Raw genomic sequence first — 26,838 nt, forward strand, 5'->3', positions numbered from 1 at the left:
CATTGTATCATTATTTAATACAATTTGTAAAATTTTAATATTTATTCTAAAAGATGTATAATTACTTGTTCTCGGCTAATGGTTCACTTATACTTATTAATAGATAGAGAATAGGAGACCAGACGACTCAAGGGAGCACAAACACTAAATCATCAAAGAATAGGAACAGAAATGGATTTTGTTTCCGAGAAAAGCCCCAAAATGGTCATCACGAAACTGCTAACAGAACCAAAAAGCACAAGTGTAGACATCAATGGTACCGATCACACTTTGGTTCACCACAGACCGATCTTGGTACTAAAAAACGATATACAATACACCGAAACCACATCACTTTCAAGAAATGCGCTATTCCAGCTTAATCTTCTTCTAGATAATCCGGCAAATCATCCTACACACATTATTCTTAGGAAAAATGATAAATTTCATGTATTTCCCATAACCTACAAACTGTAGGCATTTTGGAGTCGCATGCTATATGCGGCTCCAAATCCGTTTTTGCTTTTCTCTCCTTTAGCATCTTTAACACAATGCTAAAAACACGCTACATTTAGAGATTCTACTATTCTTTATAGAAGTATACATGGGAGATGTAGCCTTTTTAACGAATGAATGATAACACATATGCTACTTATAGAAGATCTGTGATATTTTTTATACAAAGCAAAAAAGATACCCAATAGAGGTATCTTTCTCGATAATGTTGGAGCGGGTGAAGGGAATCGAACCCTCACATTCGGCTTGGAAGGCCGATGTTCTACCATTGAACTACACCCGCATATACGAAATGGAGCGGAAGACGGGATTCGAACCCGCGACCCTCGCCTTGGCAAGGCGATGCTCTACCACTGAGCCACTTCCGCACAATGATATATGGTGATCGAAGATAAAAATGGTGAGCCATGAAGGACTCGAACCTTCGACCCTCTGATTAAAAGTCAGATGCTCTACCAACTGAGCTAATGGCTCTCAAGATGTAAATAAATGGCTGGGGAGGAAGGATTCGAACCTTCGGTACACGATACCAAAAACCGATGCCTTACCACTTGGCTACTCCCCAAGGAGCAAATATATTGACAAAAAATGGTGGAGGGAGTAGGATTCGAACCTACGAAGTCGAAGACAGCGGATTTACAGTCCGCCCCAGTTGGCCACTTTGGTATCCCTCCGTAAATGGTGGGCGCTGACGGGATCGAACCGCCGACCCCATGCTTGTAAGGCATGTGCTCTCCCAGCTGAGCTAAGCGCCCTTATAAAATTGTGGTGACCCGTAGGGGATTCGAACCCCTGCATGCCAGCGTGAAAGGCTGGTGTGTTGAACCGCTTCACCAACGGGCCGAATAAACAATGGTTGTGGAGCTCTCTACCAGGCTCGAACTGGTGACCTCTTCCTTACCATGGAAGCGCTCTGCCGACTGAGCTAAGAGAGCATGGCTCCCAAAGCAGGATTCGAACCTGCAACCTACCGGTTAACAGCCGGTTGCTCTGCCGTTGAGCTATTTGGGAATAAACATTTTATTTCGACAAAGTGTATTGTAGCAAGAACACTTATGTATGTCAAGTTATTTAACACTAATTTTATAGCATTTTTTTGTTTTTGTTTCCTTTTGGCGACAAGATTTAATATACCACAGGTAGTATTCCATTGCAAGCACTATTTATGAAAAACCACCCATCTTTTGATGAGTGGTCAAATCTAATTCAAGTTATTGTTTATACGCTGTTAGTCACTTAACTTTTCTATTAGAACTGAGGCATTCACACTAGGTTGTGTTCCACCAGCATCAGTTTGCAGGGTGACTGCGGCAGCACTTGTATGATTTCGAATGGTTAGAACATCATTTGCGCCAGCAGTGATAATTACCATTCCTGAATTTTGTTGATCAGTAGTTGCAACACCATAAATACTGCTAGAAACCTCAACATTATTTTGAAATACAGTAAATTGATTTGTTTCCACTCCAGCAACCATAAAGAATACTGCATAGGTTCCCGCACTACCAAGTGTTATCGATGCTGAGCCTGGAGTATGAGTAATACCATTAAGGTTACCATTACTATCGAACGTTACATCTTCTTCAACTGCTACCGTTTGTGCGCCAGTATTAAACACATATCCATATGCTGATAAGCCTGTACCTGCTTCTCCAGTTTCACCAGTGGCTCCGGTCGCTCCGGTTTCTCCGGTTGCTCCGGTGGCTCCAGTTTCACCAGTGGCTCCGGTTTCTCCGGTTTCTCCGGTTGCTCCGGTTTCTCCAGTGGCTCCGGTTTCTCCGGTTTCTCCGGTTGCTCCGGTTTCTCCAGTGGCTCCGGTCACTCCGGTGACACCTGTGACTCCGGTGACTCCGGTGGCTCCGGTCGCTCCGGTGGCTCCTGTTGCACCAGTAGCTCCTCCACCATTAATAAACAATAAATCAATGTCATCTACTAACACATTTGAACCGCCTACTAATGGCTGCTTGACTATCATGAGCATTCCTATCGATGCTCCTGCAGGAACAAATGCAGTTGTATCGTACATCTCCAGCCATGTTCCAGCAGCTAAACGGTTGGTTGGTATAATCCGATTTAAACCTGCTCCCACAAAGTTAAAAGAAGCATCAAAATAGTTAATGATCACATTTACTTGAGGGCTAGGACTGGCACTATCTTTTGAAAAAGATGCTAATAACTCAAAATTTCCACCTGGATTTACGGTGAAAAATTGATAGATAAAAGCACTACCATTTTGCAACTGCACACTAAATTGTCCAGTATGACGAACAGCGATGTTACCACAGCATTAAAACCCGTCCATGGTGCCAATGAACCCGTTTCAAAGTCACCATTCACTATTCGATTGTCTATCATTCTTCGTTCATCACCTTACTCTCCTTTATTAATATTTATGGAAATATATAAAAATCTTAGACCAAACTATTCACTCGGCTGAATATTCAATGCTCTGGTGTTGCAAGTAACTAAAAGTAGATTTGAACCTGACACAGAAATTTTTAATTCGTATTGACCTGATCCAGCAGATGGGGTATCTTCCCAATCTAGCTCAGGAGTTTGTAAATACGATTGGATTGCACCTAATGGTTTATTATCCTGTTCCTCTAACGAAACACTGGAAAGAAGATTACCATCACGATATAAACCATACTGAATAGAATATTCATAGGAGTTAGAAGGTCCAACAATTATATTTATGGAAGATTTGGATGCTATTTTTAAAAATTGCGGATTTTCAATATCGAATGCTCGAGAAAGAACAAGAACTTCTGAACCAAGTGCCAATTCTATTGGCAAACAACTTTCAGCGGAGCTTTCTATCAAATTATTTTCACCATCCTGTATTAAATTTTCACTTCTCTACTAATCTATGAAACAGACTTTTCCCGAAAAATATACAGGTTTTCTTTTTCACTATTGCTAATAGTTGAAAGTTTGATTTAGACACACATACTATTAAGACTTTATAAAATTAAAATTACCATTTCTGATTTTCTAATCTTAGGCTTAGCTTTCATTTTTCATTTCGAATTGCTTACTTGATTGAGGAGGCAATTTTTGTTTCCTTTCTTCCCATATAAACAAGCATGACTTATCTATTTTGACTGGCTATGTAAACAAAAAATCACATTTCATTCACATGGTAAAATTTTCCATCTGATAGGTGCAAAATATATGGGAAAAATAAAGAAAACCAGACATCTCTCCCTTTTTTCACTTAACGATATTTATCTTTATATATAAAAAATACATGTAAAATCGATATTTTCTCTTATTGATATTTCGGATACGAAATAATATAATACGAAATGTTCTCGTAGTGAAATATTCGTGTGAGGTGATATTCGATTGACTGATAATGAAGTACTGGAATTTGTTAGTGCCATGCGATATTGCGTAAAGAGATCTTTTCATATCATGCATGAACACTTCAAAAAATATAACCTGACAATCCCACAGGGACAGGTATTAAGAGTGCTTAATCAAAAAGGTCCTTTATCTTTAGTAGAGCTCAGCAAAGAACTTGACTCTAAACCAAGTTCGATGAGTGGACTGATTGACCGACTTGTAAAAACAGATATGGTTACTCGTCAACGTGATGAAAAAGACCGCCGAATAGTTTGGATCGCATTAAGCGCCAAGAGCAAAGAATTATTTACTAAATTCCCCTATACGCAAGCTCAATATTATCGGACATATTTAGAAAAACTAACTGATGAGGAGTTTTCTCAGCTCTCCGTTAATTTGCAAAAGCTTGTAAGGATTTTAGAGGAAGGATAATCATATGAAACAATGGTTGACTACGATCATCGTAATTATCGTGGTAATAGGAGTTGGGGCATTTGGTTATCAATATGTGTCTGATCAACAAACATATATTTCTACTGATAATGCAACTGTTCAAGCTGACTTATCCACACTTGATGCAACCCAATCAGGTGTTTTAGCTAATTGGAAGATAAAAGAAGGAGACATCTTAAAACAAGGCGATGTTGTAGGAAAAATAACAGACCAAACACTTCCCTCAAAAACAAATGGAACGGTTGTGAAAACAAGTGTCTATGCAAGACAGAATGTTTTACAAGGACAGACACTCGCTCAGATAGCTGATTTGGATCAATCTTATGTGCTTGCATATATCGACGAAGACCAAATTAGCAGCGTAAAACTAGGACAAGATGTAAAAGTGACTATCGAATCTCTTTCCGACGATTTTTATGACGGAAAAGTGATGGAAATCGGTTTGGCAACAGGTGCTTTCTATAATGAAACAGAAACCTCTTCAGCTTCTTCTGAACAAGAAGTACAACGAATACCTGTAAAAATTTCCGTTGAGAATTTACCAGTAAATCGTTTAACGCTTGGTGTACACGCAGAAGTGAAAATAGAAAGATAAGGTGAGATAAAAAAATGAAAACTGGAAGACTTATTGCAATTAATACCATCGTGTTCTTAATTGTTGTAGCAGTTGGCATTGCTGGGATTTCTTACTACCGCAATACAACTGAATTTATTTCTACTGAAAACGCAAAGGTTACTGGAGATATGATCCCTATTACTTCTATAACTGCTGCTAAAATCACTGACTGGACTGCCACTGTTGGTAAACAAGTAACAGAGAACGAAGTAATTGGGAAAGTCACTGGAACAAGTACCACATCTATCACTTCACCAATTGCTGGAACTATCGTTCTCAACAAAGGCATTAAAGGTTCAACTGTAGCTCCCGGTCAAACTCTCGCACAAGTGGTAGATTTAAACAAATTATATATTATCGCAAATATTGAAGAAACCGAAATTAAAAACGTAAGTATAGGGCAAGAGGTTGACGTAGTAGTAGATGTAGAAGAAGGTACAACAATCGATGGAAAAGTAACGGAAATTGGTCGAGCTACAAACTCTGAGTTTTCTTTGCTGCCATCTCAAAACGCAAGCGGTGACTACACCAAAGAAGTAGAGTATGTACCAGTTAAAATCGAGCTTGAAAATTATTCTGATCAAATAGTTCCTGGAATGAATGCTACCGTTAACATACATCGCTAAAGGATGTGAACAAATATGACAGATCAATCCAAATCCAATTCTATTCGTTCACAAATTCCTTTGCTTGCAGTTATCATGCTAGGAATGTTTATATCCGTCTTAAACCAAACGTTATTAAATGTAGCAATACCACATTTGATTACCGAGTTTAACGTAACAGCAACAGATGCAGAATGGTTGTTGACTGGATACATGCTCGTGAACGGAATCTTGATCCCTTTATCTGCTTTTCTCATTGAACGCTTTGGCATTCGCAACTTATTTATTGCAGCCATGATCTTTTTTACAGGTGGTTCCTTTGTTTGTGGACTGGCACCTACTTTTTCGATACTTTTAATTGGGAGATTGTTACAGGCAGTTGGAGCTGGACTTCTCATGCCACTGAGTATGACCATCATCTTATCCATTTTTCCGCCTGAAAACAGAGGAAAAGGGATGGGGATATTCGGGCTTGGTATCATGTTCGCACCTGCTATCGGTCCTACTCTTTCCGGTTGGGTGCTGGAACATTATAGCTGGCGGTTATTATTTGACGGCATTGCACCACTTGGATTGCTCGTACTGATCCTATCGTTGTTCCAGTTAAAAGACTTGGGAGGAACGAATAAAAATCTTAAGCTTGATTATGTAGGAACCATTTTATCAACTATTGGCTTTGGTTCAGCATTGTATGGTTTAAGTGAGGCTGGGAGCAAAGGATGGGACGATTCGATTGTTATTATTACGCTTATCGTCGGGATTGTTTGTATTCTCTTGTTTGTCATCCAACAATTGAACTCTAAACGTCCCATGTTGGATTTCCGGATTTTAAAATATCCCATTTTCACCTTATCCAATATTATGAGTATGATTGTAACGATTGGAATGTTCGGAGGCATGTTCCTTGTGCCAATTTATCTTCAAAATCTACGAGGATTTTCTCCGCTTGAGTCTGGATTACTAATGCTTCCAGGCGCCATACTCATGGGAGCCTTATCACCGATTTCTGGGATTTTGTTTGATAAAGTTGGACCACGGCCTCTAGCCATCATAGGGATGATCATTACACTTATCACAACCTATGAATTTACAAACTTGACATTAGCTACTAGTTATACTTTTATCGTCGTTCTATATATGGTTCGAATGGTTGGAATGGGCCTACTCATGATGCCTATACAGACAGCAGGGATCAATGAATTGCCTCAAGAAAAAAATGCGCATGGTACTGCTTTAACTAATACTGCAAGACAAATCGCTGGATCAATTGGAATTAGTCTCATCACTACCATCTTTACGAATCGCACTACTTTTCATATGGGACTATTACAAAATTCCACCAATACGATGGACCCACAGTTTCAACAATCATATATGGATCAAGCCATACAAATGTCACAACAACTTGGTATTTCCATTGAACAAGCTCAATCGACAATCGCTAGTTCATTATACGGTCAAATTAGTCTTCAAAGCTCGATGGCCGGAATTCAAGACGCATTTTATTGGACAACAGGTATTACCATACTAGCGTTTATCCTCAGCTTCTTCCTAAAAGATGTCCGTAAAAAAGGAAAAACTCCACCTATACAATCTCATCCTGCAAAATTGGAGAAACCACAAGACGAAGGAAAACCTCTAAAACCAGTTACAACATAATCAAAAAAGCTGCTGATCAACTCAGCAGCTTTTTTTCAATTTCTCATATGTGAACTTGTAAAAATCGAGCGAGTAATGATGAATTAGAAACATCTTGGAAAATATATTCCTCATCAATATCCATGATTTGATACTTACCTTGATGTAAGTACCTGTACGAAAAGTGCATACTTGTATATCTCTAGTCTGCACTTTATAGTAAAAAAAGAATAGTAGTACTAATATTTTAGGAGGATAAACCAATGAAAACCCTTGTTATTGTCACACACCCAAATTTAGAAACGTCTGTCATAAATAAACGATGGGTAGAAGAACTCAAAAAAAATCCAGAAAAGTATACTGTACACGAATTGCATACCGTTTACCCTGACGGAAACATTGATGTGAAAAAAGAACAGCAATTAATTGAATCACATGGCAATCTTGTCTTGCAGTTTCCCATTTTTTGGTTTAGCAGCCCACCTCTGCTAAAAAAATGGCTTGACGATGTTTTTGCTTATGGTTGGGCTTATGGTTCCAAAGGAGATAAACTAAAAAATCGCAAGATTGCTTTAGCTGTATCTGCTGGAATTAGAAAAAGTGATTATAGTGAAAAAGGAAGATATCGCTATACACTCGAACATTTATTAGCTCCTTTTGAAACGACTTTTCGATACTGTAGTGCGAATTATCGTTCGTTCTTCGCGTTTTATGGTGAAGAAAAGGAGCCAGGGGGAAATGATCTAACTGCAATCGAAGAAAATGAACACCCTACAACCAAACTGAACAGAAGCACCCAAGATTACTTGAATTTTGTTGAGAACCTGTGAAAGAAAAAAATAGCTATGAGAGTGTGTTAAGTCGTATCCCAATCGATAAAAAAGAAGTAATTTCTTGTTTAGAATACTTCTTTTGATCGAAAACAATATAGCTATGAAAGCTTTTGTACAGCCTCTGGAGCTGGCAACTTGTTTTGTTCTCCCCACTCGCACATCATATTTAGTAATGGAACGAGAGAACGACCACGTTCAGACAGGGAATATTCAACTTTTGGAGGTATTTGGGGAAATTCCTTGCGAATGATAAGATCATCTGCCTCCAATTCTTTTAACATGATGCTCAGTGTTTTAAAAGAAATAGAACCGATACTTCGTTTCAGCTCATTATGCCGCATCACTTTATTTTCCGATAGCCAATAGATAATGATTATTTTATATTTACCGCTTATTAAAGACAATGTATATCCAAATCCAGTGTCTTTTAGTGCCACACCACTGGGAACACAAGTTTCATCCACCATTTACACTCTCCTTCCAGTAAGTACACGTTATATGTGTGCCAATACTTTATATCTTTGTGAGCAGTAAAACCCCGAGCTTCAGCGATGGGGCAAGCAAAGGACAGGAAAGGTAGGGGTGTTTTTTACCCCTCTCCCAAAACCTGACATTTTTTGAAAAAGATCTTTGCAAACGCCCATTCGCATGGTAATATTCACCATAAGCAGGCGATAACCAAGCTACTTAAATGATTCATGTAACATCTAAACCGTGGGGCTCACGGGGTTAGCTTGGTAATGAAGTGTTCATGACTACCGTCCCAAGAATCCCCCGCATTCATGCGTGGGGAGTGGTCAAAATAGATCATCAAATTATTTATCAAAAGAATGCATAGTAAAATCGCTCATTATTTTCATAAATCCAATTTAAAGATATGGGTTATATGATGTGTATAGTGGTAAATTGTCTATGAAAATTTTGAGGTATATATCAGAGTTGCTATCTACAGTTTTAACATCATGTCGGGATTCGGTTCCTACTCCTACATAAAAAATCCACCTATCGGTGGATCTTATTTTATTTCATGGATTCCAAGAACTCCATTACTTGTTCTTTTGTTTTCGCAAATCTACTTGGTAGACGACCTACTTCTTTCCCTTCTTCAAAAACGATAAAAGTAGGGATTCCTTTGACGTTGTATTGCTCTGCCACGGCTTGTTCGTCGTCTGCGTCAATTTCTGCGAACTGAAAACTATCTGCAAATGATTGCGTAATCTCAGGCATATCTGGTGCGATACGCTTACAATCACCACACCAAGTTGTTGTAAACTCAACCACTTTTTTTCCTGAACTAGTGAAACTAGCAAATGATTTTTCGTTGAGCATTTCCATGATAATTCCTCCTTAAATTTGTTTGAAGTAGTGATGCAACAGTGGCAAGATAAGTTTAGCATTTCGAGCAACTGTAGAAGAAGCTACACGGTACTTCTCTGCTACTTGTACTTGTGACAACGACAAATCGTAGTATTTTGCAACTACATATTCAATTGCAGCTGCCATTCCTTCTACTTTGCGAATAACTATTTCGGAAAACTGGCGAAGAAAATCCCACAACATTTTAGCATCTTGCAACTGTGGTCTTTCATAGTTGTCCATATTTTCTAGGAGACAAGCCAAAACTTGTTGCCACTTTTGTTCTTGACTATTAGTAGAATCTTCTAAGGCAAGCATCTCGCCTTTATATAATACCTCATAGGGTGGTTCTGCATCCATATGACGTAATGCAAAAAAAGCCATCTGCTTTAACTCATCATCCTCAACTGGTTTGCGTAAAAAATTGCGCAACAAAGCTTCTGCCTCTTTATGCCTAATCCAACGCATAAAGGTTAGCACTTGCATCTTAGTTTGACGGTCACCATGCGTTAAAGCCCAAGTCAAAGAAGTATGCAGCAGAGAGTTTTTTTCATATTCAAGGGCAACCTTTTCAATCGTCTCCCCTTGATTTATTTTTAACATATACTCTTCAAACGGAAGATGATAATGATAGCAAGTAAGATTAGGAATAGAACCTGGTTCCGTCATCCAAGTTTCCATCTGTTCCAAATAAAATTTAGGGATTTCCGAACGTGGATCAAGCCAAGCTGCTCTTCTCCAGTACCGATGAGCAACAGACAATCTTCCCACATGCACCGCTGCTGTTGCAGCATGATGATATAGGCTTGCTTCGGGTTGATCATCGACTTTCAGTAACCAAGTAAACAATTCATATGCTACTTGATGTTCGCCGAGCATTCCCATTGTTACTGCTAGTTTATAAGCAGCAGCAGGTTGGACAGGGACAAGGTTTTTTAGCATGTCCATTATCCCTTTTGTCATCTCGGTGTTACCCTCATGCTGACTTAAGATGGCTAAATTACATAATGCATGCAAATTGTTTGGATCTGCCTCTAATATGGTAGTTACAATCTCACGTGCTTTTTCTAGTTTTCCTGTATAAAAGTATGCAAGTCCAAGATTGTGATATGTTGGGAGGTAATCCGGATTTTCTTTAGCTAATTCTTCCAGCAACTCAGTTGCTTGTAAAAAACGTCCTTCTTCTAGATGCCATTCTGCTTCTTCATGCTTTTCACGTAATCCAGGCAAAGGTGCAATGAGCTGTTTTGGTAAACGTCCCATTTCATACGCCACCATATATAGCATTTCTTCTGCTTCTTCCGAATATTCACCTTCTGGTTCATGTCTTAAATACTCAATCAAATAGTCTTCTGCTTGTTCAAACGCTTCCATATTAATCGAGTTATTTGCCATGTAATAATAGCATTCAGCCATTTCTGGATCGACATCTTGAAGAACCACTTGCAAAATATTATTGGCCTCTTGGTATTTCCCTAATTCCGCTAAAACACCAGCTACATTGCAGTAATTTGCAGGGTTATCGGGTTCTTTTTCTACTACAAGCCGAAAATATTTAAGTGCCTTCTCATATTGATGGCGCTCCAAAGATTTAATAGCACGATCAAAAAAGGTACTTGCATCCATCTCTAAAGGGATGACCTTGTGGTCAGATATATGTTTAGGGATTGATATTTTTTTCATAGTTTCCTCCCAACCAGTCAGCATACCAAATAATGCCTGATGGTTTGGTACCCCACCAGTATAACACATTTGGAAAAAATCGCTTACATGAATTGGGAATCTTTCTCCTCTTCTATCTTTTAACCGGAGTCTGAACGAAATAGTGTACTTATCGAACCTCCAGTAATAATAATTTTAATTGCATCACTTAGTAATGGTGCTACAGAAAGTACTTTAAAACTATCTGACAAGTTCTCAAATGCGATAGAATCAGTCACTACCACTTCTTCAATTCCTGGGTGAAGTAATTTCTGCGCTGCATTATCTGAAAACAGGGGGTGTGTAGCACATATATATGCTGGTTTTGCACCCTTTTCTTGCAAACCTTCGACTACACTTATTATTGTGCCACCTGTATCGATCATATCTTCAATAATAATAGGGGTATGATCTGTTACTTCTCCAATGATATGTGTTACTTTTGCAGCATTGTGCTGAGGTCTCTTTTTTAACATAATAGCAAACGGAGCATCGAGCAGGGTAGCCAATTTTTCGGCCATCTTTGCACGACCAGCATCTGGGGATACAATAATAGGATTTTGGATATTACATTGTAATATATGGTCGCTAATTAGTTGAAGAGCGGATAAATGATCGACTGGAATATTAAAGAAACCTTGAATAGCAGGCGCATGTAGATCCAAAGTAACAACTCGAGACACACCAACTGTACTTAATAGATCTACAATCATCTTAGCAGTTATTGGTTCTCTTGGTGCATCCTTTTTCTCTTGTCTACCATATGCGAAATAGGGAATGACAGCGCTAATGCTTTTTGCAGATGCGCGCCTAGCAGCATCTACCATGATCAATAGTTCCATTAGGTTTTCATTTACTGGGTGCCCAAGTGTTTGAATAATAAATACATCTTGATTACGAACACTTTCCTCAAAATGTACATATATCTCACCACTCTTAAACCGGCTGATTCGAACTTTACCTAGTTCTTTATTGAGATGAGATGCAATGTTAGTTGCTAACAAGTGATTGGAGGTACCTGAAAAAATCTTAACACTGTTCATCGTTTTAATCCTCCATTAGCTAACGTTTTACTTGTTTTTATTATAACAGTCCTATTATCACAATGAAAATTAATAGAACAACAGAATGCTCGACTATTTGCAGAAGGAAAACTTATGAAAGGATGCCCTTCTATTTTCCAAAAATTCTAGCTAAAAGTAGTATCTCGTGATATGATAAATCGGTCATAAATTTCCATTTTTGGAGGAATATATGAAAAAATTACATCCTAGTAAAACAGCACAATCCATAGCGGCGCATTATCTTCTATTATCCTATGATCCGATATTTGGCAAATTGGTTCCAAAAGAAGCAATAAAACCGCTTCAATGGTTTCTGTCTGAACTTTCAGGCGTTGCAAGTGCGAGTCTCTTTTTATACCGTATCCCATTTATTCGTTCGTATTTACGGTGGATGGAAAAAAAGATACTGTCTGGTTTCTCTATACACATTGCACTTCGAAAACATTGGATTGAATCAAAAGTAAAGGAAGCTATTTCATCCGGTACAGAACAAGTTGTTGTTTTAGGAGCAGGTTTCGATACCCTTTCCTATCGTTTACATCATCACTATCCCCAAGTGAATTGGATTGAATTGGATCATATCGATACACAGCGAGTAAAACAAAAAGCATTGGACAAAAATGGAGAGATAAAAGACAATCTTCATCTTACTAGTGCAGACTTTACAAAACAGAACCTCTCCGAAGTGCTTCTCTTTGTTCCTTCTTTCCAAGCTCAACTTCCAACGATTTACATAGCAGAAGGTTTATTGATGTATCTACCAGAAGAGGATGTTTTATCTTTGTTCCAACAATTATCTGTGCTTCACAAAAAAACATGTCAAGTCGTAGGCACTGCCCTAGAACCGAATAGATATGGGGAACTCAGCATCCAAGGAACTGGAAAAGTAAAAATAGATTCCAAAAAGTCAGGAGAACCACTTCTTTGGGGAACAAAATCAGTAGATTTACAAGCATTTTTAACAAAATGTGATTTTGATTCTGTTTTCACCAAATATACTCATGATTTGTTGTCAGACACGGTCCCAGATCTCCAAGAGCCTCATACTTTGCCGAGTGAAGAATACTTATTTATCGCTCGCTAAACGGATACACACTCCAAACCATTCTTATTATCGAATGGTTTTTTCATCTGCTCTTTACAAAACTAATATAATTAGTTAATATATTAATATCATTAGTTTTACTCATAAGGAGCGCTAAAGATGAAAATAACAAAAAACGAGACCACCTATCAGCTCAGCTTTTTGCCGCATATTTTCCCAGTCAATTGTTATTTGATTGAAGAAGAGAAAGAGCTTACCTTGATTGACTGTGCTTTGCCATATAGCTATAAAGCAATTCTCCAAACTGCTAACAAAATCAAAAAACCTATTACCCGCATTGTATTAACACATGCACACGATGACCACATTGGATCATTGGATAAATTAAAAGAAGCATTACCACAAGCTGCTGTTATGATTTCGAAACGAGATGCAAAATTACTTCGTGGAGATCGCAAACTAGAAGATCACGAAAATAATACGCCTGTTCGTGGTGGTGTTCCTGCCGCTGGTGCTATTCAAACTATACCCGATCACCTAGTCGAAGACGGGGATCAAATCGGTTCTCTTCGCGTTATCTTGACTCCTGGCCATACACCTGGATCTATCAGTCTTTTGGACAAACGCAACAGTCATCTTATTGCAGGGGATGCCTTACAAACACGAGGAGGAGTAGCTGTCTCAGGAGACACCCGATCTTTGTTTCCTTTTCCTGCTATGGCTACTTGGAACAATAAAACTGCGCTTACTAGTGCTATCACCATAAAAAATACTCATCCAAAGCTTCTCGCTGTTGGACATGGCAAAATGTTAGAACATCCAGATGAAATATTAACAAAAGCTATTCATCGTGCTACACAAAAATGGAAGGAGCAAACATAATGCCCCGTGTTGGATTAGATCGAAATAAAATAGTCGAAGCTGCAATTGAATTAGCGAATAACATGGGGATCGAACAAGTGACAATTGCTGCATTGGCAAAAAATTTAGATGTCCGGCCTCCTTCTCTGTACAATCATTTTGCAAGTCTTACTGAAATCCGTATGCAAATAGCGAAAGAAGGGATGCAAAAATTGGAAGACACCCTGATCCGCTCTGTTGCAGGGAAATCAGGAGAAGAAGCACTGCTTACCTTTGCAAAACAATACCTCAATTTTGCTAATCAAAATCCAGGATTATATGAAGCTACCATCCAACCAATGAGTGTACCTGACAAAATGGTTGAAGAAACAAGTAAAAACATGATTGATCTTTTGATTCAGTTACTGTCTTCTTTTTCTTTGGAAGAACACGAAGCTTTACATCTCGTAAGAGGGTTGCGAAGTATCGTTCATGGCTTTTCTTCGCTCCAACGTGCTGGGGGATTTCAGATGGATTTTAACGTAGAAGATAGTTTGCTTTATACCATAAAGCTTTTATGCAATGGGCTTAAATTCGAGAAATAGGAAAAAGATAGACTTTCAGAATCCATTCGGAATATTTTCTTATCTTACTTAAGAGTAGTTACTCTATAACTCTGCTAACGAGAAAACCCACGGTTTTAATCGTCGGATCATAAGGAGTATTAGACAAAGGAGGATTTATCCTCCTGAAAGTCTGACAATGTTTTTCAAAACACACCTTTACAAACATGTTCCATTGGTAAAATAACCCTAGTCGCTTGTTGAATACAAGATAGTATATAGGGTGGTGCAAAACAATCATTTTGCACACAAAATACTAGACAGAATTGCGGAAACCAAGCTTTCTGTCTATGCTGCTCCTAGCAACAAAGAACCCTATTAACCGTGGGGCACACGGTTAGCTTGGCAAAGAAATAGTCGCTAGACTATCGTCCCAAGAATCACACAGCTTTAGCTGTGTGGAGTGTCAAACTTAGAAACCTATTCATTTCATATGAAGCAATAGAGACAACAAGAAACAACCTGAAACAGATTGTTTCTTGTTGTCTCTATTCCTAACTCTAATATTATGGTGCTATCTTTTATTCACCGTTGTTACCCTAGATGAACTTTCATGCTAGTTGAAGTAAGAACTGCTTTGATCAGAGATACAGCCTGTTCTATCTGATCAAACGTAACTACCAACGGAGGTAAGAGTCGCAACACTTTTTCTCCAGCAGGTAACGTAACAAGACCATTTTTTAATAAACTTTCTATAATAGGTAATACTGGTTTAGTTAGTTTGATTCCTACCATTAACCCAAGACCTCTTATGTCTTCGCTTATGGAGAAGTTAGCCAGTTCTTCTGTTAAACGATCTAACAGAAAAGCTCCTTTTTTCTTTGCTTCTTGAAGCAGTCCATGTTTGTTTATTTCCGTTAGTACTGCTTTTGCTACTGCCATAGCTAGTGGATTGCCGCCAAAAGTAGTGCCATGTGTTCCAGGTCCCATAACAGGTTTTAATTTGTCTTTTGCGATCATAGCTCCAATCGGAAATCCATTGCCTAATCCTTTGGCTACTGTGACAACATCTGGCTGAATCCCATAGTGTTGAAAAGCAAAGATTTCTCCTGTTCTCCCGATTCCTGTCTGTACTTCATCTACCATAAGCAATATGTCTTTTTCTTGGCACCAATCTGCCAGATCATGCATGAATGCAAAAGAGGCAGGCTGGACACCACCTTCCCCTTGCACTAGCTCCAAAAGTATTCCAGCAGTTTGAGGATTGGTCATCTGTTTTAATGCACGAATATTTTGAAGAGATGTGGTACGAAATCCCTGTGGCAGGGGGTCAAATCCCGTCTTCACTTTATTTTGACCTGTTGCTGTCAGAGTAGCTAAGGTACGACCATGAAAAGAACCTTCAAAAGTGATGATCTCTGGGTTTGAAATCTCCTTGACTTCATTTGCCCACTTCCGTGCCAATTTGATCGCTGCTTCATTTGCCTCAGCCCCACTGTTACAAAAAAATGCCGCCCCAAGTCCACTATATTCGCAAAGCATATCAGCTACTTCTATTTGCAATGGAATGGGAAACAAATTGGATACATGCCATAAATGATTTGCTTGTTCTAGAAGTGCATTTGTCATTTTAGGGTGACAATGACCCAAATTGGTAACACCAATACCAGATCCAAAGTCCAAATACGTCTTTCCTGTATCATCCCATAATAGTGCACCATCACCTTTTACAAAGGTAACTTCTTGTCTCATATAGTTAGGAAAGAGTGACACGATCCGATACCTCCTGATGCAAACGTGTGCCAACAAATAGTTCTTCATCAAATGGGAGTGGCTTAGTACCGTTTACAATCCAAACTTCTTGTACAGCATGCTGCAATGCTTTGATACTTGAGCGAGCTTTAGGAATCATCCCGCCCGAGATTTCGCCAGTTTGAATATAGTATTCCACTAAGCTTGGGGTTGCCTTATGGAGCATTTTCCTTTCCGAACTGGTTTTGATATATATTCCATCTACATCACTCACCATAATTAAATGACTGGCGTTCAAAGCTTGGGCAATCGCAGAAGCAACTTCATCTGCATTGATATTGTAGTGGGATTCATTGGTTCCAACACCAAGCGATGCTACAACTGGTACCCATCCTTGCTCTAAAATGGTGTGTAGGGCAGATATATTTACTTTCGTTACTTCTCCTACATAACCGAGTTGAGTATTTTGTTGTTTTGCCTCAATCAGTTTGAGATCGATTCCACTTAACCCAATCGCTGTTAAGCCAATAGAGGCAAGCTTGCTTACTATTTGCTTATTTACTGTGCCTGCTAATACCATCTCCGCAATAGTGAGCATCTCCTGATCGGTTACCCGATATCCATTCATAAACTGTGCATCTTTCCCTATTTTTTGCGCCCAATCAGAAATCATTGATCCTCCCCCATGGACAATGATGATAGAAAACCCTTGCTCCTTAAGCTGTGCGCATTGTGCGAAAAAATCAGGGTGCAAATTCTTTAAAATATTACCTCCCAATTTAATCACTATTTTCTGTGTCACAAGTAATCCTCCTTATGTTCGATAACTAGCATTGATTTTCACATACTCATAGGTGAGGTCACAGCCCCATGCTGTTGCTTTTTGTTTGCCTTGTTGAAGATCAACAAAAATATTTACTGTTTCTTGTTTCAGTATCTCTGATACCTTTGACTCATCAAAAAAGACTGGCAAGCCCTTGTCCACAACTAAGATAGAACCCAGTTTCACCTTCACTTTCTCCGTCCGAATAAGGGGATCACCATATCCTGCTGCACACAAAATACGTCCCCAATTGGCATCAGCACCAAAAACTGCTGATTTCACAAGATTTGATCCGACAATTGCCTTGGACACTTTTCTTGCCATCTCGATCGTAGGTGCACCTGCCACATGAACTTCAATCAGACGAGTAGCACCTTCACCATCATTAGCGATTTTTTTCGCTAATTCTTGACAGACATACGTAAATCCTGCTTGAAATGCCATCCAATCTGGATGATGTGGATGCAAAGAATTATTTCCTGCTAGGCCGCTTGCCATTGCGATAACGCTGTCATTTGTACTACAATCACCGTCAACTGTGATCATATTGAATGTACTATCTGTTGCTGTCCACAATAAGGATTGCAAGTGATGGGCATGAATAACTGCGTCTGTCGTTATAAAACCAAGCATCGTAGCCATATTTGGGTGAATCATTCCTGAACCCTTCGCAACACCAGCGATTGTCAACTTCTTTCCATCGATTTGCATGGTAACTTGTACTTGTTTGGTTAACGTATCAGTAGTCAGTATGGCTTCAGCGAATTCATTTCCACCTGTTTCATCCGCTATGGACAAAACTTTCATCAGACTCGTTTGTATTTTTTCCATCGGTAAAAATTGTCCAATAACACCTGTTGAAGCAACTGCAACTTGGTGAATAGGTATGTCAAGCAACTGAGCCGTTTGTTTTGCAATATCTCTCGCATCTTGAATTCCACGCTCTCCTGTACAAGAGTTGGCTACTCCACTATTGACTACAATCGCTTGCAATTTGCCATCTACACCGATGTTCTCTTGGGTTACTTGGAGTGGAGCAGCTTGAAAAGCATTGGTCGTATAAACAGCTGCTGCTGAAGCTGGAACAGAGCAAATAATCACTCCTAGATCTCTTTTCCGTTTGCGAATCCCAGCGTGCAAACCCGTTGCAATAAAGCCTTTTGGAGCTGTAATGCTCGCTTGTTCATTCACTTGATAGAAAGGGGCTAGAGCAGTTTGGTTCATTTCAAATCTCTCCTTTTTGATCTTATTAAGGATAAAGGGCAGGAAATAAAAGACCAGATGTTTCTGGGATTCCAAAACGAATGTTAGCATTTTGAATCGCTTGCCCCGCGGCCCCCTTCATCAAGTTATCGATCGCAGATAGGATAATAATTCGTCCTGTACGCTTATCTGAATAGAAACCGAGATCACAATAATTACTTCCTTGAACAAATTTGGTTTCCGGCCATTGTCGACCTCTGACACGCACAAAAGAAGTATTCTCATAAGTAGAATGGTAGAGATCATATAAATCTTCATTTGTATAATTATTCACATTTCCTGCAAAGATCGTGACCAAGATTCCTCTGCTCATTGGTACCAGTTGTGGAACAAAACTTACCTTTATTTCTGTTTGAGCAAAGAGACTAGCGAATTGTTCAATTTCAGGGATATGCTGATGTCCATCTACTTTGTAAGGGCGAATATTTTCATTTACCTCACTAAATAACATTGCTTGATTAGCACTTCGTCCAGCTCCAGTCACACCAGACTTGGCATCAATAAGAATGGAAGAAGGGTCAATGATTTTTTCTTGGAGTAGTGGAATAAGTGCCAGCAAAGTAGCGGTAGGATAACATCCTGGATTAGAAATAAGGGGAGAGATCGCTATTTCTTGCTGAAACCATTCACTGAGTCCATACACTGCCTGATTTAGATACTTTGTCGGTGCTGCTGGTTTTTGATACCAGCTTTTATAAGTGTTGGGATTAGATAAGCGGAAATCCCCTGACAAATCGATCACACATTTCCCCTGTTCGATGAGAGATGGAACCCAATGACTACTAACACTTGGGGGAGTAGCAAAAAAAACAAGCTCTATGTCTGCTTCACTCAAATCTTCCACACTCATCTCTTTGAAAACAAGGGACGAATCGAGGTGTGGATAGACAGAACGAAGTAAATGACCCGGTTGAGAGGAAGAAAACACTGCCCTCAATTCAAAAGAAGGATGTTGTTCAATCAGCCGAATCAATTCCACTCCGCCGTAGCCCGAGGCCCCAACAACCGCTACTTTCACCAACTTTCCCTCCTAACGCAATTTATGAATTATTATACATTTTATTTTATATTCATGCAATAAAATCAAAAAAAATCTCCGTTGCTGGGGTAGTACCACATGCCCATCAAGCTAAGAAACATGAATACCCCCAAAACGAAAAAATGAGCCCGCTTCTTTCTGAACATCTTCAGAAAAAGTACTCGTTCTTACATTTAATGATTTGGCAACTGCTTAGCTTGATAGTTATGTGCGCCTTCCCCCTAAATGGGGAGATGGCTTACAATAATAATATAATAAATATCAATATAAATTTATTGAAAAACAATAAATTTTGTATTAAAGTCATTTTATCATTAAATATGTGAGGTGTTTCAAATGCATGCTAAACAAGGTTCGACCACTTTCTTAAAGGTAATTATTTTTCTGGCTGGAATTACAGTGCTTGCTTTGTGTATCTGGTGGTTTCCTGAGTTAGCCATTAGAGATGCAAGAGTACGTCCAGGGGACTACTCGCTGTATCCCATTTTAGGATTTGCGTATGGATGCTGTATTGCGTTTTCTGTTGCATTGTATCAAGCATTTAAACTATTAACCTATATCGAAAGGAACAATGCTTTCTCCGAGTTATCACTTAAATCTCTAAAGGTTATAAAGAAATCTGCTTTAACAACCATTTTCATCATTGTGTTAGGGATAGGATACTTAAAGGTACTTTCTAAATTCACAGGTGACGATCCAGCAGGTCCCATATCATTAAGTCTAATGGGTATTTTGGCAACAAGTATAATCGCAGCCATTGTAGACGCACTTCAAAAACCATTAAAAAACATCCTAGAAAAACCAAAAAATGATTAAAAATTTGATATGAATTTAATAGCGAGGTGTTTTTGGGGGATCACCGTACGTGTCCATCAAGCTAAAAACAAAATAATCACCCAAAAGGGAAAAAACACGCTATTCTTCCATTGAGATTTAAAAAATAGAAGGAAGCGTGTTTTCTGTGAAAGAAACCACCAAAGAAGAACTTCATTTGTTTTCACAAGTATTGAAAAAGTATCTCTCTCCTACCGAAGCCGAACAGTTGGCAAGGGCAGCTGAATTTGTGAGACGAACCAGCAAGTATTTGGGGAAAGACCTCGTTACTTTATGTGTTTGGTTGAGTCATAATCTAGCAAGTACCTCGCTGATTCAACTATGTAGTGAACTAGAATCTGCGACAAGGGTAAGCATGAGCCCGGAAGGGTTAAATCAACGTTTGAACGAACATGCAGATGCCTTTCTTTGGGAACTTTTTGCCCATCTACTGAAAGCAGAACTAGATTCAGCGAGTGCCATTCCAAGTGCCTATAGCGATCATTTCTACGAATTGGGATTCTCGATTCGACTACGTTTCAAGTTCCAAATTCCTTAACCGAACATTATCCAGGAGCGGATGGCTATGGTCATACGGCTGGAGTCAGCATCAATTGGAATCCGACTTACATAGTGGACAGTTTTAAAATATCGACGTTGAAGCAGGGAAAAAGAACGACAAAACCTTTGGTACCACTTGCTTATCCACGCTTCGACCAAGGGATTTATGTATCCATGACCTTGGTTACTTTTCGCTAGAAGATCTAGATCAAATGGATCAACGAGGAGTGTCTTATGTCTCTCGTTTAAAGCTAAATAACCGAATCTATCAAAAGAATCCAGAACCAACCTATTTTCAAGATGGAAATTTAAAGAAACAAACAGAGTATCTACCTCTGGATATAGAGATGATCATGAACCGCATGCAATCGGGAGAAATCGTAGAAATTCGGGATGCTTACATCGGAAAGATCAAAAACTACCTGCTCGCGTCATTTTGTATCGGCTTACCGAAGTTCAAGTAAAGAAAAGACACAAAGACCAAGCTTATAGAGAGAAGAAAAACCGTGTTTAAAAGATGGAATCTTTTCTTCAGATCGACCGATGCAAGGATGTAAAACGGGAACGGTTGGAGTGCCACCTGTATGAACAACTCATCGCGCTATTCTTATCTGCTCCTCCTGTTTCGAATGCGATAGCTTTTGTTGAAAGAAAAGCAAGTGGAGGTAAGTGAGTATAAGGCTTTCTTATATGATTCAAACCTATTTTCCTTTGTTTCATCAAGCACTACAACAGGAAAACACCCAAGTATATACAAAGATCCTGTTTCGCCCATTCTTTTCTGTTCAATAGAAGAGGTAAAGTAGGATCTTTGATAACTCTTGGGTGTTTTTTGTATCGACTGATGATTGATGAATTAATAATCATATAAAACCTTGTATTCACTCAACACTTTACAATTCTTGCGAAGCAAGAGTTCTCTCATACAAAAGATGGTAAAAGAGCTCCGATCTACTGACCTAAAGATGACATTCTATTCGTTCATTTTTAATGTCTTTGCAGTGATAGGTTTCATTCATGTTGAATCGAAAGATACATTGCGAAACGCCATTCTTTCTATAGAAAGAATGGCGTTTTCTAATGGTAAGACTATTTTATTTTGTTGTTAACGATTGGGTATGAAAACCATAAGCAAAATAGGGGCCAGATTCAAAAAATCTCTTAGTGTTTTCACTTTTCCTCTGCCGTTAATTTATTTCAGGAATGTCCAAATGACCGCTTAGCCGGCCAAGATCCTTGAAGTTTGCAGATTTGTATAATTTGTCCGGTGTGATACGCATCGTGAAGAATGAGACTGTATAACCACATGTCGACAGGGTCAGGAACTTTGCGCTCTAAGTCGTCATCGCTGTACCCAGCGATGATGTCGCGAATCGATTGGTGTAACTCGTCTAGTTTCTTAACAGATTCTTCCCAAGCAGACGGTTCCACGGAAGTGACGGCAAATGTGTCGTTGTTTGTCAAACCTGGAGGGTTCTCGGTTTCTTCACCCGTTAAACGCTTCAGGAACCGTTCCTTGTAAAACGTCAAATGGTGAACATTCTCCCAGATTGTATTGATCGGAGCGCCTTCAGGCTTCCAATTTGCTTGCTCCGCTGTAACGCCTTTGAGCGCATCGGACAACGGCGGATACCAGTCTTCTTTGTCATAACCAATTTCCCATCCGTGCAATAAAAATGCTTTCTTGTCCATACGATTCCTCCTGAAATAAAAATAGATAACGACTAAAAATTACATGGATAGTTACAACTAGTATCACATGCGGACAGAAAAGCACCCACCGATATAAGAGAAAAACGGTCTTTGAGGGGTGTTGTCTACGATTATATCACTTTTACTTATCAGGGTGGGATAGTACCGGCATCCATGCCATGCATTTAACTTATAAGAAAAAAGCGTCTTGGGATGTTGAAACGCACCTTCAATTGTTAGGCAAACCTAGCAACTGAGGTGCATAATGAAAAAACAAACCGATTAAAATAGAAGTCGATTCGTTTTTTTCACAGGAAAATTATTATATGCAAAGATATATGCCATGAGGATAATTCCGATACAACATTGAGTCTCAGTTTTCGATCGCTTGATAAACCGTAGTCCAGAAGTCATGAATAAGCCGTGCTGGAGTCCGGGGTGGACCATTCCGGTCTGGGTGAGCAAGATGCCGACGAGCTGGTTGTCCGGATCGGCGTTGTCGTGGTACCGGCTCCGCCGTCCCAGCCAAACTGGCCGATGGACGCGAAGTCACCACGGTAGGTGCGTACCGCCATCCCAAAGCCCCAGCCTCCGTGCTGCCCCTTGCCGTGTGACAAATGGACAACGCTACGAGCCCAAGCTTCTAGAGCGGCTTGCTGCTTAGGCGCGAGGCGGTTGGTGGTCATCAGCTCAACTGCGGGTTGAGACAGGATCCGTTGGTTCCTGTGCATCTCGCCGTTGAGCAGCATACGGAAGTAGGCATGGTAGTCATCGACGGTTGAGTCGAGTCCACCGCCGCCTGACTGGAACGCCGGAGGCTTGCTGTGGTGTCCCCCTCACAAATGAATATTTGATAAATCAAATACTAGCGAGCGAAAGGTGACGATCAAACATTTATTTTCGATTTCCTATTTCAAGTCATCAGTTTAATTTTGTGCCCATCGTTACTTTTTTCGAGCATTTTAGGAAAGTTTTTTCTCCATGGTTCTTTTCCCCGTCTAGGTTTCCTTAAATCTCATGTAATAGATCATCGGTGTTTATCTGCCTTTCGCTCTGTGGCTCAATATGCTTGTCTAATCTAGCCTGCTGACCCCATTCCTCGGAGTCGATACATTGTCCCAGTGTTTCAGACGTTTCCGTTATCAGGAACGCCCTACTGGTAGACCCACCTGACATTCCCGATGAGGTGGATTCACCTCCTTACTGAAAGCGACTTTTCAAGTCGCGTACTCTTAACTTGATAGATAATGGTTCGGTTTTGGGTTGCAACCAAACAACTCACTCCGTGCCCGCTTTCAGTACCTCGCTCATAGATATTTTTGCGAGCTTCCTCCCACACAGCCACTTAGTCACTTCGTACACAGCGAAAATCAAGACAAAACTTATCAGAACATACCATGGGTTCACAATCATAGGCATCACCATGTTGATTTGTTCCCCAAGATACCCGTACAGGGTGTTCCCGACAGCAAGCATGAGAGGCAGTCCGAGCCAGAAACCAATAAACACTACTGGCGTAGAACTGTTGAGAATCAACTTGGCAACCTCTTTTCCGCGATATCCGAATATCTTTAAGAGAGATATCGTGCTGCGGCTTTCCTCAATCATCATCGATGTTACAAGAAAGATAATGATTGCCCCAGCCAGACTTGCGACAATGGTAATAAGCACTACCGATGCCGTCAATGTAGATGTAGTTGTATCATCCATTTCATTGAGATTATGAAAATCATTTATTCCAGTAAGGAGATTTTCGTCAATATCAAGTTTATTTTTGCTCAAAAGCCCAAGATAGCTTCCCGGCGCGTTACCGGTCATGCGGTTGAACTCCTCAAGGGGCATATAGATGTACTGCCCGAAGTAGGTTTGAACAATCCCATCTATCTTTAAACTGTATGATTTTCCGTCCACTTTGCTAACGATGTTAATCGTATCACCTACCTTTAGCCCCAGCCTGTAAGCCAAAAGATACGTGATATTTACCTGATTCTTTGGTAGATTGTTGCCGTTCGAGTCACGCATCGTAATTCCGATGGAGTTTGGTTCCAAGCCCACAACGTAAAACTCTGCCTTTTCGTTCCCCTTGAGATAACTGCGAATGGCGTTAAGCGGCTCCGCACCTTTTGGAGCAGCTCCATGCTGAATTTCTTTGAAAGTAGTTTCTATAGGGAAATACCTGTCGCTCCCGGTGCTGTCCATCAAAACTTGAAAAGAGTTGTGGACAGTAAATCCAAGAAGCAGCAGCATCGACGCAGCGCTAACTCCCAGCAGTAAAAACAACAAACGCGGTATGCTGCGAATCTGCTCACGCAGTTTGAATTTAGTGGCAAATTTGAACCGCTCCAGCTGGAGTTTGCGTTCAAGGAAATTCACCTTCGTTTTTTGTTCATCGCCTTTCATCAACTCCGCTGCAGATTTCTTCAGCACTCTGCGTAGAATAACATAGCTTGAGAGACTCAGCAGAACCATAGGCATCAGCACTCCCAGTACCATGCTCAATGGTGGAAAGGATAAGCCTGTTACTGGCATATTGTAAGAAGACGTCAAAATACCGATGACAGGTCCCACAACTGGCAGAGCAAGCAGTGTACCCACAAGACCACTTACAGCGGACAGCAGAACCGGAATTGCCATGTAGTGCCGGACCAGTTCACCCCGGCGATATCCCTGTGCGTACAGTGTACCAATGACTACGCCGTCTGACTTAACTATGCGCTGGATCATCACCCCGAGAATAAGACAGCACAGCAGGTAAACAGCTGCTGCCACGGGAGCACCCATGGTCTTCGCCCCTTCAATGTTTCCCCGCACCATCGCGATGCGCGCGTTGGTTTCAGCGTTCAACCATTCGGAAAGGGAATATCCTTTGTTGCTTAAGAGTCGATTCAGATTGGCAGCCTTTGCTTTTACATTTTCCCTGTCCTTCATGTATGCAGAGTATACGGTGGCTGCCTTGGGGAAGGCTTTAAAATCCGCGTTGGAAATAAGCCCGATACCAAAACCTTTGGGGGGGTATTGTTCATAAACATTCTTTAGAATATAAACGTAATTGGGCATAGCTACCGTGCCAACGATATCGAATGTTCTGCCGTTCAGCTTTAATTGATCCCCTATCTTTAATCCGTGCACTTTACAAAAGATCGGATCAAGCAAAATGTCTCCTGGTTTTTTCAGGCCATGTCCTGATGTTACTGCCGGAATATTGACCTTCGTACTAGGGCTTAGAAGACGTAGTTCTCCGTTAGGCACTTTTATATCGTGTAGCCGGTAAGTGTCGATTAGCGCACCAGATTCTCTTTCCAACGCCGCAATATTTTCCAGTGGTTTGTTTGTCTTAAACGTAATGTCTTCTTGCTTGTTTTTTTCGGTAAAGTCTGTGACCAGCTTCCCCATACTGCTGCCCACACCCGAAGCTGCAATAAAATAAAAGCTTCCCAAAAATATCAAGATAAAGATACCGATATACCGACCTTTGTTTTCCTTTATGATTCGCCATACGCGTTTTCGCAGTGCCATTACCATTCAATCCTTTCAGCTTGAATCAGCTCGGAATTTTGCCGAACTTCCGCAATCTCGCCGTCTCTCATCCGGAACACGGCATGCGCCATACCGGCGATGGCACTGTTGTGGGTAATCATCAAAATGGTCGTGCCAAACTGCGTGTTTACTTTTTGGAGCAACGACAGCACGCCTCGCGAGGTCTCAAGATCCAGCGCACCGGTGGGCTCATCGCAGAGCAAGAGCTTTGGATTTTTGACGATGGCTCGTGCGATCGACACGCGCTGCTGCTCGCCGCCGGAGAGTTCCCGGGGAAAACGGTTCTTTTTATTGAAAAGTCCGACAGCAGAAAGCACCTCGTCAGTTTGAAGCGGATTTCTACTGATGTTCGACACAACCTCGATGTTTTCGGCTACCGTGAGATTCGGCACAAGGTTGTAAAACTGGAAGACGAAGCCCACGCTCTCCCGACGGTATTCAACCAGTTGTTTGTCATTTAAACCTGTAATACGCTCACCGTCCACTTCAACTGTGCCGCTGTCTGCACTGTCCACACCGCCTATAATGTTCATAAGCGTAGATTTACCCGAACCGGAGGGACCTAATATTACTCCGATTTGTCCTCTTTTCATCTCCAAATTCACACCTTTGAGTACATGGGTAATAATCCCTGTGTTATAGCTTTTCGTAAGGTTAGATACTGATAAAAACATGCTAACACCCCAATATATTTTTATTAATTCCGAATATTTAATTAAGTTTATTTATGGTTTGCAGTTTTCGAAACGAGCACCCTCTCTACCTCGTAAAACTATTTAAGGGTTCCCCTAATTTCGCCGA

24 protein-coding genes, 9 tRNA genes and 2 pseudogenes are annotated in these 26,838 nt (G+C 40.2%); 11 read left to right on the forward strand and 24 right to left on the reverse strand.

From position 1 onward, the window contains the following. Positions 1 to 704: 704 nt before the first annotated feature. The 11 genes from GSM42_RS02925 to GSM42_RS02975 form a co-directional block, all read right to left on the reverse strand. Positions 705 to 778, reverse strand: a tRNA-Gly gene (locus GSM42_RS02925). A 10-nt stretch (positions 779 to 788) separates the two neighbouring features. Continuing rightward, a tRNA-Gly gene (locus GSM42_RS02930) sits at positions 789 to 863 on the reverse strand. 30 nt (positions 864 to 893) lie between these two features. After that, positions 894 to 969 (reverse strand) — tRNA-Lys (locus GSM42_RS02935). Positions 970 to 985: 16 nt separating this feature from the next. Continuing rightward, positions 986 to 1,060: transfer RNA gene (locus GSM42_RS02940), tRNA-Gln, on the reverse strand. A gap of 24 nt (positions 1,061 to 1,084) precedes the next feature. After that, positions 1,085 to 1,169 (reverse strand) — tRNA-Tyr (locus GSM42_RS02945). A 5-nt stretch (positions 1,170 to 1,174) separates the two neighbouring features. Further along, positions 1,175 to 1,250 (reverse strand) — tRNA-Val (locus GSM42_RS02950). Positions 1,251 to 1,261: 11 nt separating this feature from the next. Then, positions 1,262 to 1,338: transfer RNA gene (locus tag GSM42_RS02955), tRNA-Glu, on the reverse strand. 16 nt (positions 1,339 to 1,354) lie between these two features. Next, positions 1,355 to 1,430 (reverse strand) — tRNA-Thr (locus tag GSM42_RS02960). Between the two features lies 1 nt (position 1,431). After that, positions 1,432 to 1,506 (reverse strand) — tRNA-Asn (locus GSM42_RS02965). A 217-nt stretch (positions 1,507 to 1,723) separates the two neighbouring features. Then, a complete protein-coding gene (locus GSM42_RS02970; RefSeq protein WP_338055244.1) occupies positions 1,724 to 2,770 on the reverse strand; it encodes an NTTRR-F1 domain in 1,047 nt (348 codons plus the stop codon). 146 nt (positions 2,771 to 2,916) lie between these two features. Continuing rightward, entirely contained in the window at positions 2,917 to 3,318 is a 402-nt protein-coding gene (locus GSM42_RS02975; RefSeq protein WP_160799857.1) for a hypothetical protein, read from the reverse strand. Between the two features lie 525 nt (positions 3,319 to 3,843). On the opposite strand from GSM42_RS02975, the gene GSM42_RS02980 reads away from it, so the two are divergent. The 5 genes from GSM42_RS02980 to GSM42_RS03000 all read left to right on the forward strand — a co-directional run bounded on the left by GSM42_RS02980 (position 3,844) and on the right by GSM42_RS03000 (position 7,985). Further along, positions 3,844 to 4,275: a MarR family winged helix-turn-helix transcriptional regulator gene (locus tag GSM42_RS02980; RefSeq protein ID WP_160799860.1), complete on the forward strand. Its 432-nt coding sequence runs from the start codon at positions 3,844 to 3,846 to the stop codon at positions 4,273 to 4,275. Positions 4,276 to 4,279: 4 nt separating this feature from the next. After that, positions 4,280 to 4,891 carry an HlyD family secretion protein gene (locus tag GSM42_RS02985; RefSeq protein WP_160799862.1) on the forward strand — a complete coding sequence of 204 codons (612 nt, stop codon included), beginning with the start codon at positions 4,280 to 4,282 and terminating at the stop codon, positions 4,889 to 4,891. A gap of 14 nt (positions 4,892 to 4,905) precedes the next feature. After that, positions 4,906 to 5,538: an HlyD family secretion protein gene (locus tag GSM42_RS02990; RefSeq protein ID WP_160799864.1), complete on the forward strand. Its 633-nt coding sequence runs from the start codon at positions 4,906 to 4,908 to the stop codon at positions 5,536 to 5,538. 15 nt (positions 5,539 to 5,553) lie between these two features. Next, a complete protein-coding gene (locus GSM42_RS02995) occupies positions 5,554 to 7,176 on the forward strand; it encodes a DHA2 family efflux MFS transporter permease subunit (protein WP_160799867.1) in 1,623 nt (540 codons plus the stop codon). Positions 7,177 to 7,418: 242 nt separating this feature from the next. Next, entirely contained in the window at positions 7,419 to 7,985 is a 567-nt protein-coding gene (locus tag GSM42_RS03000; protein WP_160799869.1) for an NAD(P)H-dependent oxidoreductase, read from the forward strand. A 101-nt stretch (positions 7,986 to 8,086) separates the two neighbouring features. On the opposite strand, the gene GSM42_RS03005 is transcribed toward GSM42_RS03000, so the two are convergent. The 4 genes from GSM42_RS03005 to GSM42_RS03020 form a co-directional block, all read right to left on the reverse strand. Continuing rightward, the gene (locus GSM42_RS03005; RefSeq protein ID WP_202404756.1) at positions 8,087 to 8,455 is read right to left on the reverse strand and encodes a winged helix-turn-helix transcriptional regulator; all 369 of its coding nucleotides are present in this window, start codon (positions 8,453 to 8,455) and stop codon (positions 8,087 to 8,089) included. A 553-nt stretch (positions 8,456 to 9,008) separates the two neighbouring features. Further along, positions 9,009 to 9,323, reverse strand: a complete 315-nt coding sequence (locus GSM42_RS03010; protein ID WP_160799871.1) for a thioredoxin family protein — start codon at positions 9,321 to 9,323, stop codon at positions 9,009 to 9,011. Between the two features lie 12 nt (positions 9,324 to 9,335). After that, positions 9,336 to 11,027 (reverse strand): tetratricopeptide repeat protein, encoded by a 1,692-nt coding sequence (locus GSM42_RS03015; protein WP_160799873.1) that lies wholly within the window; start codon positions 11,025 to 11,027, stop codon positions 9,336 to 9,338. Positions 11,028 to 11,146: 119 nt separating this feature from the next. Next, complete coding sequence (locus GSM42_RS03020; protein WP_160799876.1) at positions 11,147 to 12,088, reverse strand: ribose-phosphate diphosphokinase; 942 nt, start codon at positions 12,086 to 12,088, stop codon at positions 11,147 to 11,149. A gap of 211 nt (positions 12,089 to 12,299) precedes the next feature. On the opposite strand from GSM42_RS03020, the gene GSM42_RS03025 reads away from it, so the two are divergent. From GSM42_RS03025 to GSM42_RS03035, 3 genes are all read left to right on the forward strand, one after another. Continuing rightward, on the forward strand, positions 12,300 to 13,193 hold the full coding sequence (locus tag GSM42_RS03025; RefSeq protein WP_160799879.1) for a class I SAM-dependent methyltransferase: 894 nt from the start codon (positions 12,300 to 12,302) through the stop codon (positions 13,191 to 13,193). Positions 13,194 to 13,313: 120 nt separating this feature from the next. Then, positions 13,314 to 14,036 (forward strand): MBL fold metallo-hydrolase, encoded by a 723-nt coding sequence (locus GSM42_RS03030; RefSeq protein WP_160799881.1) that lies wholly within the window; start codon positions 13,314 to 13,316, stop codon positions 14,034 to 14,036. Next, positions 14,036 to 14,599 (forward strand): TetR/AcrR family transcriptional regulator, encoded by a 564-nt coding sequence (locus GSM42_RS03035; protein WP_160799883.1) that lies wholly within the window; start codon positions 14,036 to 14,038, stop codon positions 14,597 to 14,599. The genes GSM42_RS03030 and GSM42_RS03035 overlap by 1 nt, the downstream gene beginning before the upstream one ends. A gap of 552 nt (positions 14,600 to 15,151) precedes the next feature. On the opposite strand, the gene GSM42_RS03040 is transcribed toward GSM42_RS03035, so the two are convergent. From GSM42_RS03040 to argC, 4 genes are read right to left on the reverse strand one after another with little or no spacing between them, the layout of a single operon-like run. After that, positions 15,152 to 16,330, reverse strand: coding sequence for an acetylornithine transaminase (locus GSM42_RS03040; protein ID WP_338055221.1), 1,179 nt, complete (start codon positions 16,328 to 16,330; stop codon positions 15,152 to 15,154). Beyond that, positions 16,314 to 17,111 (reverse strand): acetylglutamate kinase, encoded by a 798-nt coding sequence (gene argB / locus GSM42_RS03045; RefSeq protein WP_160799887.1) that lies wholly within the window; start codon positions 17,109 to 17,111, stop codon positions 16,314 to 16,316. The genes GSM42_RS03040 and argB overlap by 17 nt, the downstream gene beginning before the upstream one ends. 12 nt (positions 17,112 to 17,123) lie before the next feature. Beyond that, on the reverse strand, positions 17,124 to 18,356 hold the full coding sequence (argJ, locus tag GSM42_RS03050; protein WP_160799888.1) for a bifunctional glutamate N-acetyltransferase/amino-acid acetyltransferase ArgJ: 1,233 nt from the start codon (positions 18,354 to 18,356) through the stop codon (positions 17,124 to 17,126). Between the two features lie 25 nt (positions 18,357 to 18,381). After that, on the reverse strand, positions 18,382 to 19,413 hold the full coding sequence (argC, locus tag GSM42_RS03055) for an N-acetyl-gamma-glutamyl-phosphate reductase (protein WP_160799890.1): 1,032 nt from the start codon (positions 19,411 to 19,413) through the stop codon (positions 18,382 to 18,384). A gap of 357 nt (positions 19,414 to 19,770) precedes the next feature. On the opposite strand from argC, the gene GSM42_RS03060 reads away from it, so the two are divergent. The 3 genes from GSM42_RS03060 (at position 19,771) to GSM42_RS03070 (ending at position 21,272) form a co-directional block, all read left to right on the forward strand. After that, entirely contained in the window at positions 19,771 to 20,250 is a 480-nt protein-coding gene (locus GSM42_RS03060; protein WP_160799891.1) for a DUF2975 domain-containing protein, read from the forward strand. A 145-nt stretch (positions 20,251 to 20,395) separates the two neighbouring features. Next, positions 20,396 to 20,806: a hypothetical protein gene (locus tag GSM42_RS03065; RefSeq protein WP_160799893.1), complete on the forward strand. Its 411-nt coding sequence runs from the start codon at positions 20,396 to 20,398 to the stop codon at positions 20,804 to 20,806. Between the two features lie 91 nt (positions 20,807 to 20,897). Then, positions 20,898 to 21,272, forward strand: coding sequence for a transposase (locus tag GSM42_RS03070; protein WP_160800446.1), 375 nt, complete (start codon positions 20,898 to 20,900; stop codon positions 21,270 to 21,272). A 327-nt stretch (positions 21,273 to 21,599) separates the two neighbouring features. Here GSM42_RS03070 and GSM42_RS20495 read toward each other — a convergent pair. From GSM42_RS20495 to GSM42_RS03090, 5 genes and pseudogenes are all read right to left on the reverse strand, one after another. Next, a pseudogene (locus GSM42_RS20495) lies at positions 21,600 to 21,815 on the reverse strand (IS4 family transposase); the annotation flags it as partial. Positions 21,816 to 22,005: 190 nt separating this feature from the next. Beyond that, positions 22,006 to 22,500: a DinB family protein gene (locus GSM42_RS03075; RefSeq protein ID WP_160799896.1), complete on the reverse strand. Its 495-nt coding sequence runs from the start codon at positions 22,498 to 22,500 to the stop codon at positions 22,006 to 22,008. Positions 22,501 to 22,873: 373 nt separating this feature from the next. Continuing rightward, a pseudogene (locus GSM42_RS03080) lies at positions 22,874 to 23,336 on the reverse strand (serine hydrolase); the annotation flags it as partial. 442 nt (positions 23,337 to 23,778) lie between these two features. Further along, a complete protein-coding gene (locus GSM42_RS03085) occupies positions 23,779 to 26,016 on the reverse strand; it encodes an ABC transporter permease (protein WP_160799898.1) in 2,238 nt (745 codons plus the stop codon). Beyond that, a complete protein-coding gene (locus GSM42_RS03090; protein ID WP_160799900.1) occupies positions 26,016 to 26,711 on the reverse strand; it encodes an ABC transporter ATP-binding protein in 696 nt (231 codons plus the stop codon). The genes GSM42_RS03085 and GSM42_RS03090 overlap by 1 nt, the downstream gene beginning before the upstream one ends. Positions 26,712 to 26,838: the final 127 nt, after the last annotated feature.

The sequence above is a fragment of the Shimazuella alba genome (assembly GCF_009831235.1).
GTDB lineage: Bacteria > Bacillota > Bacilli > Thermoactinomycetales > Thermoactinomycetaceae > Shimazuella > Shimazuella alba.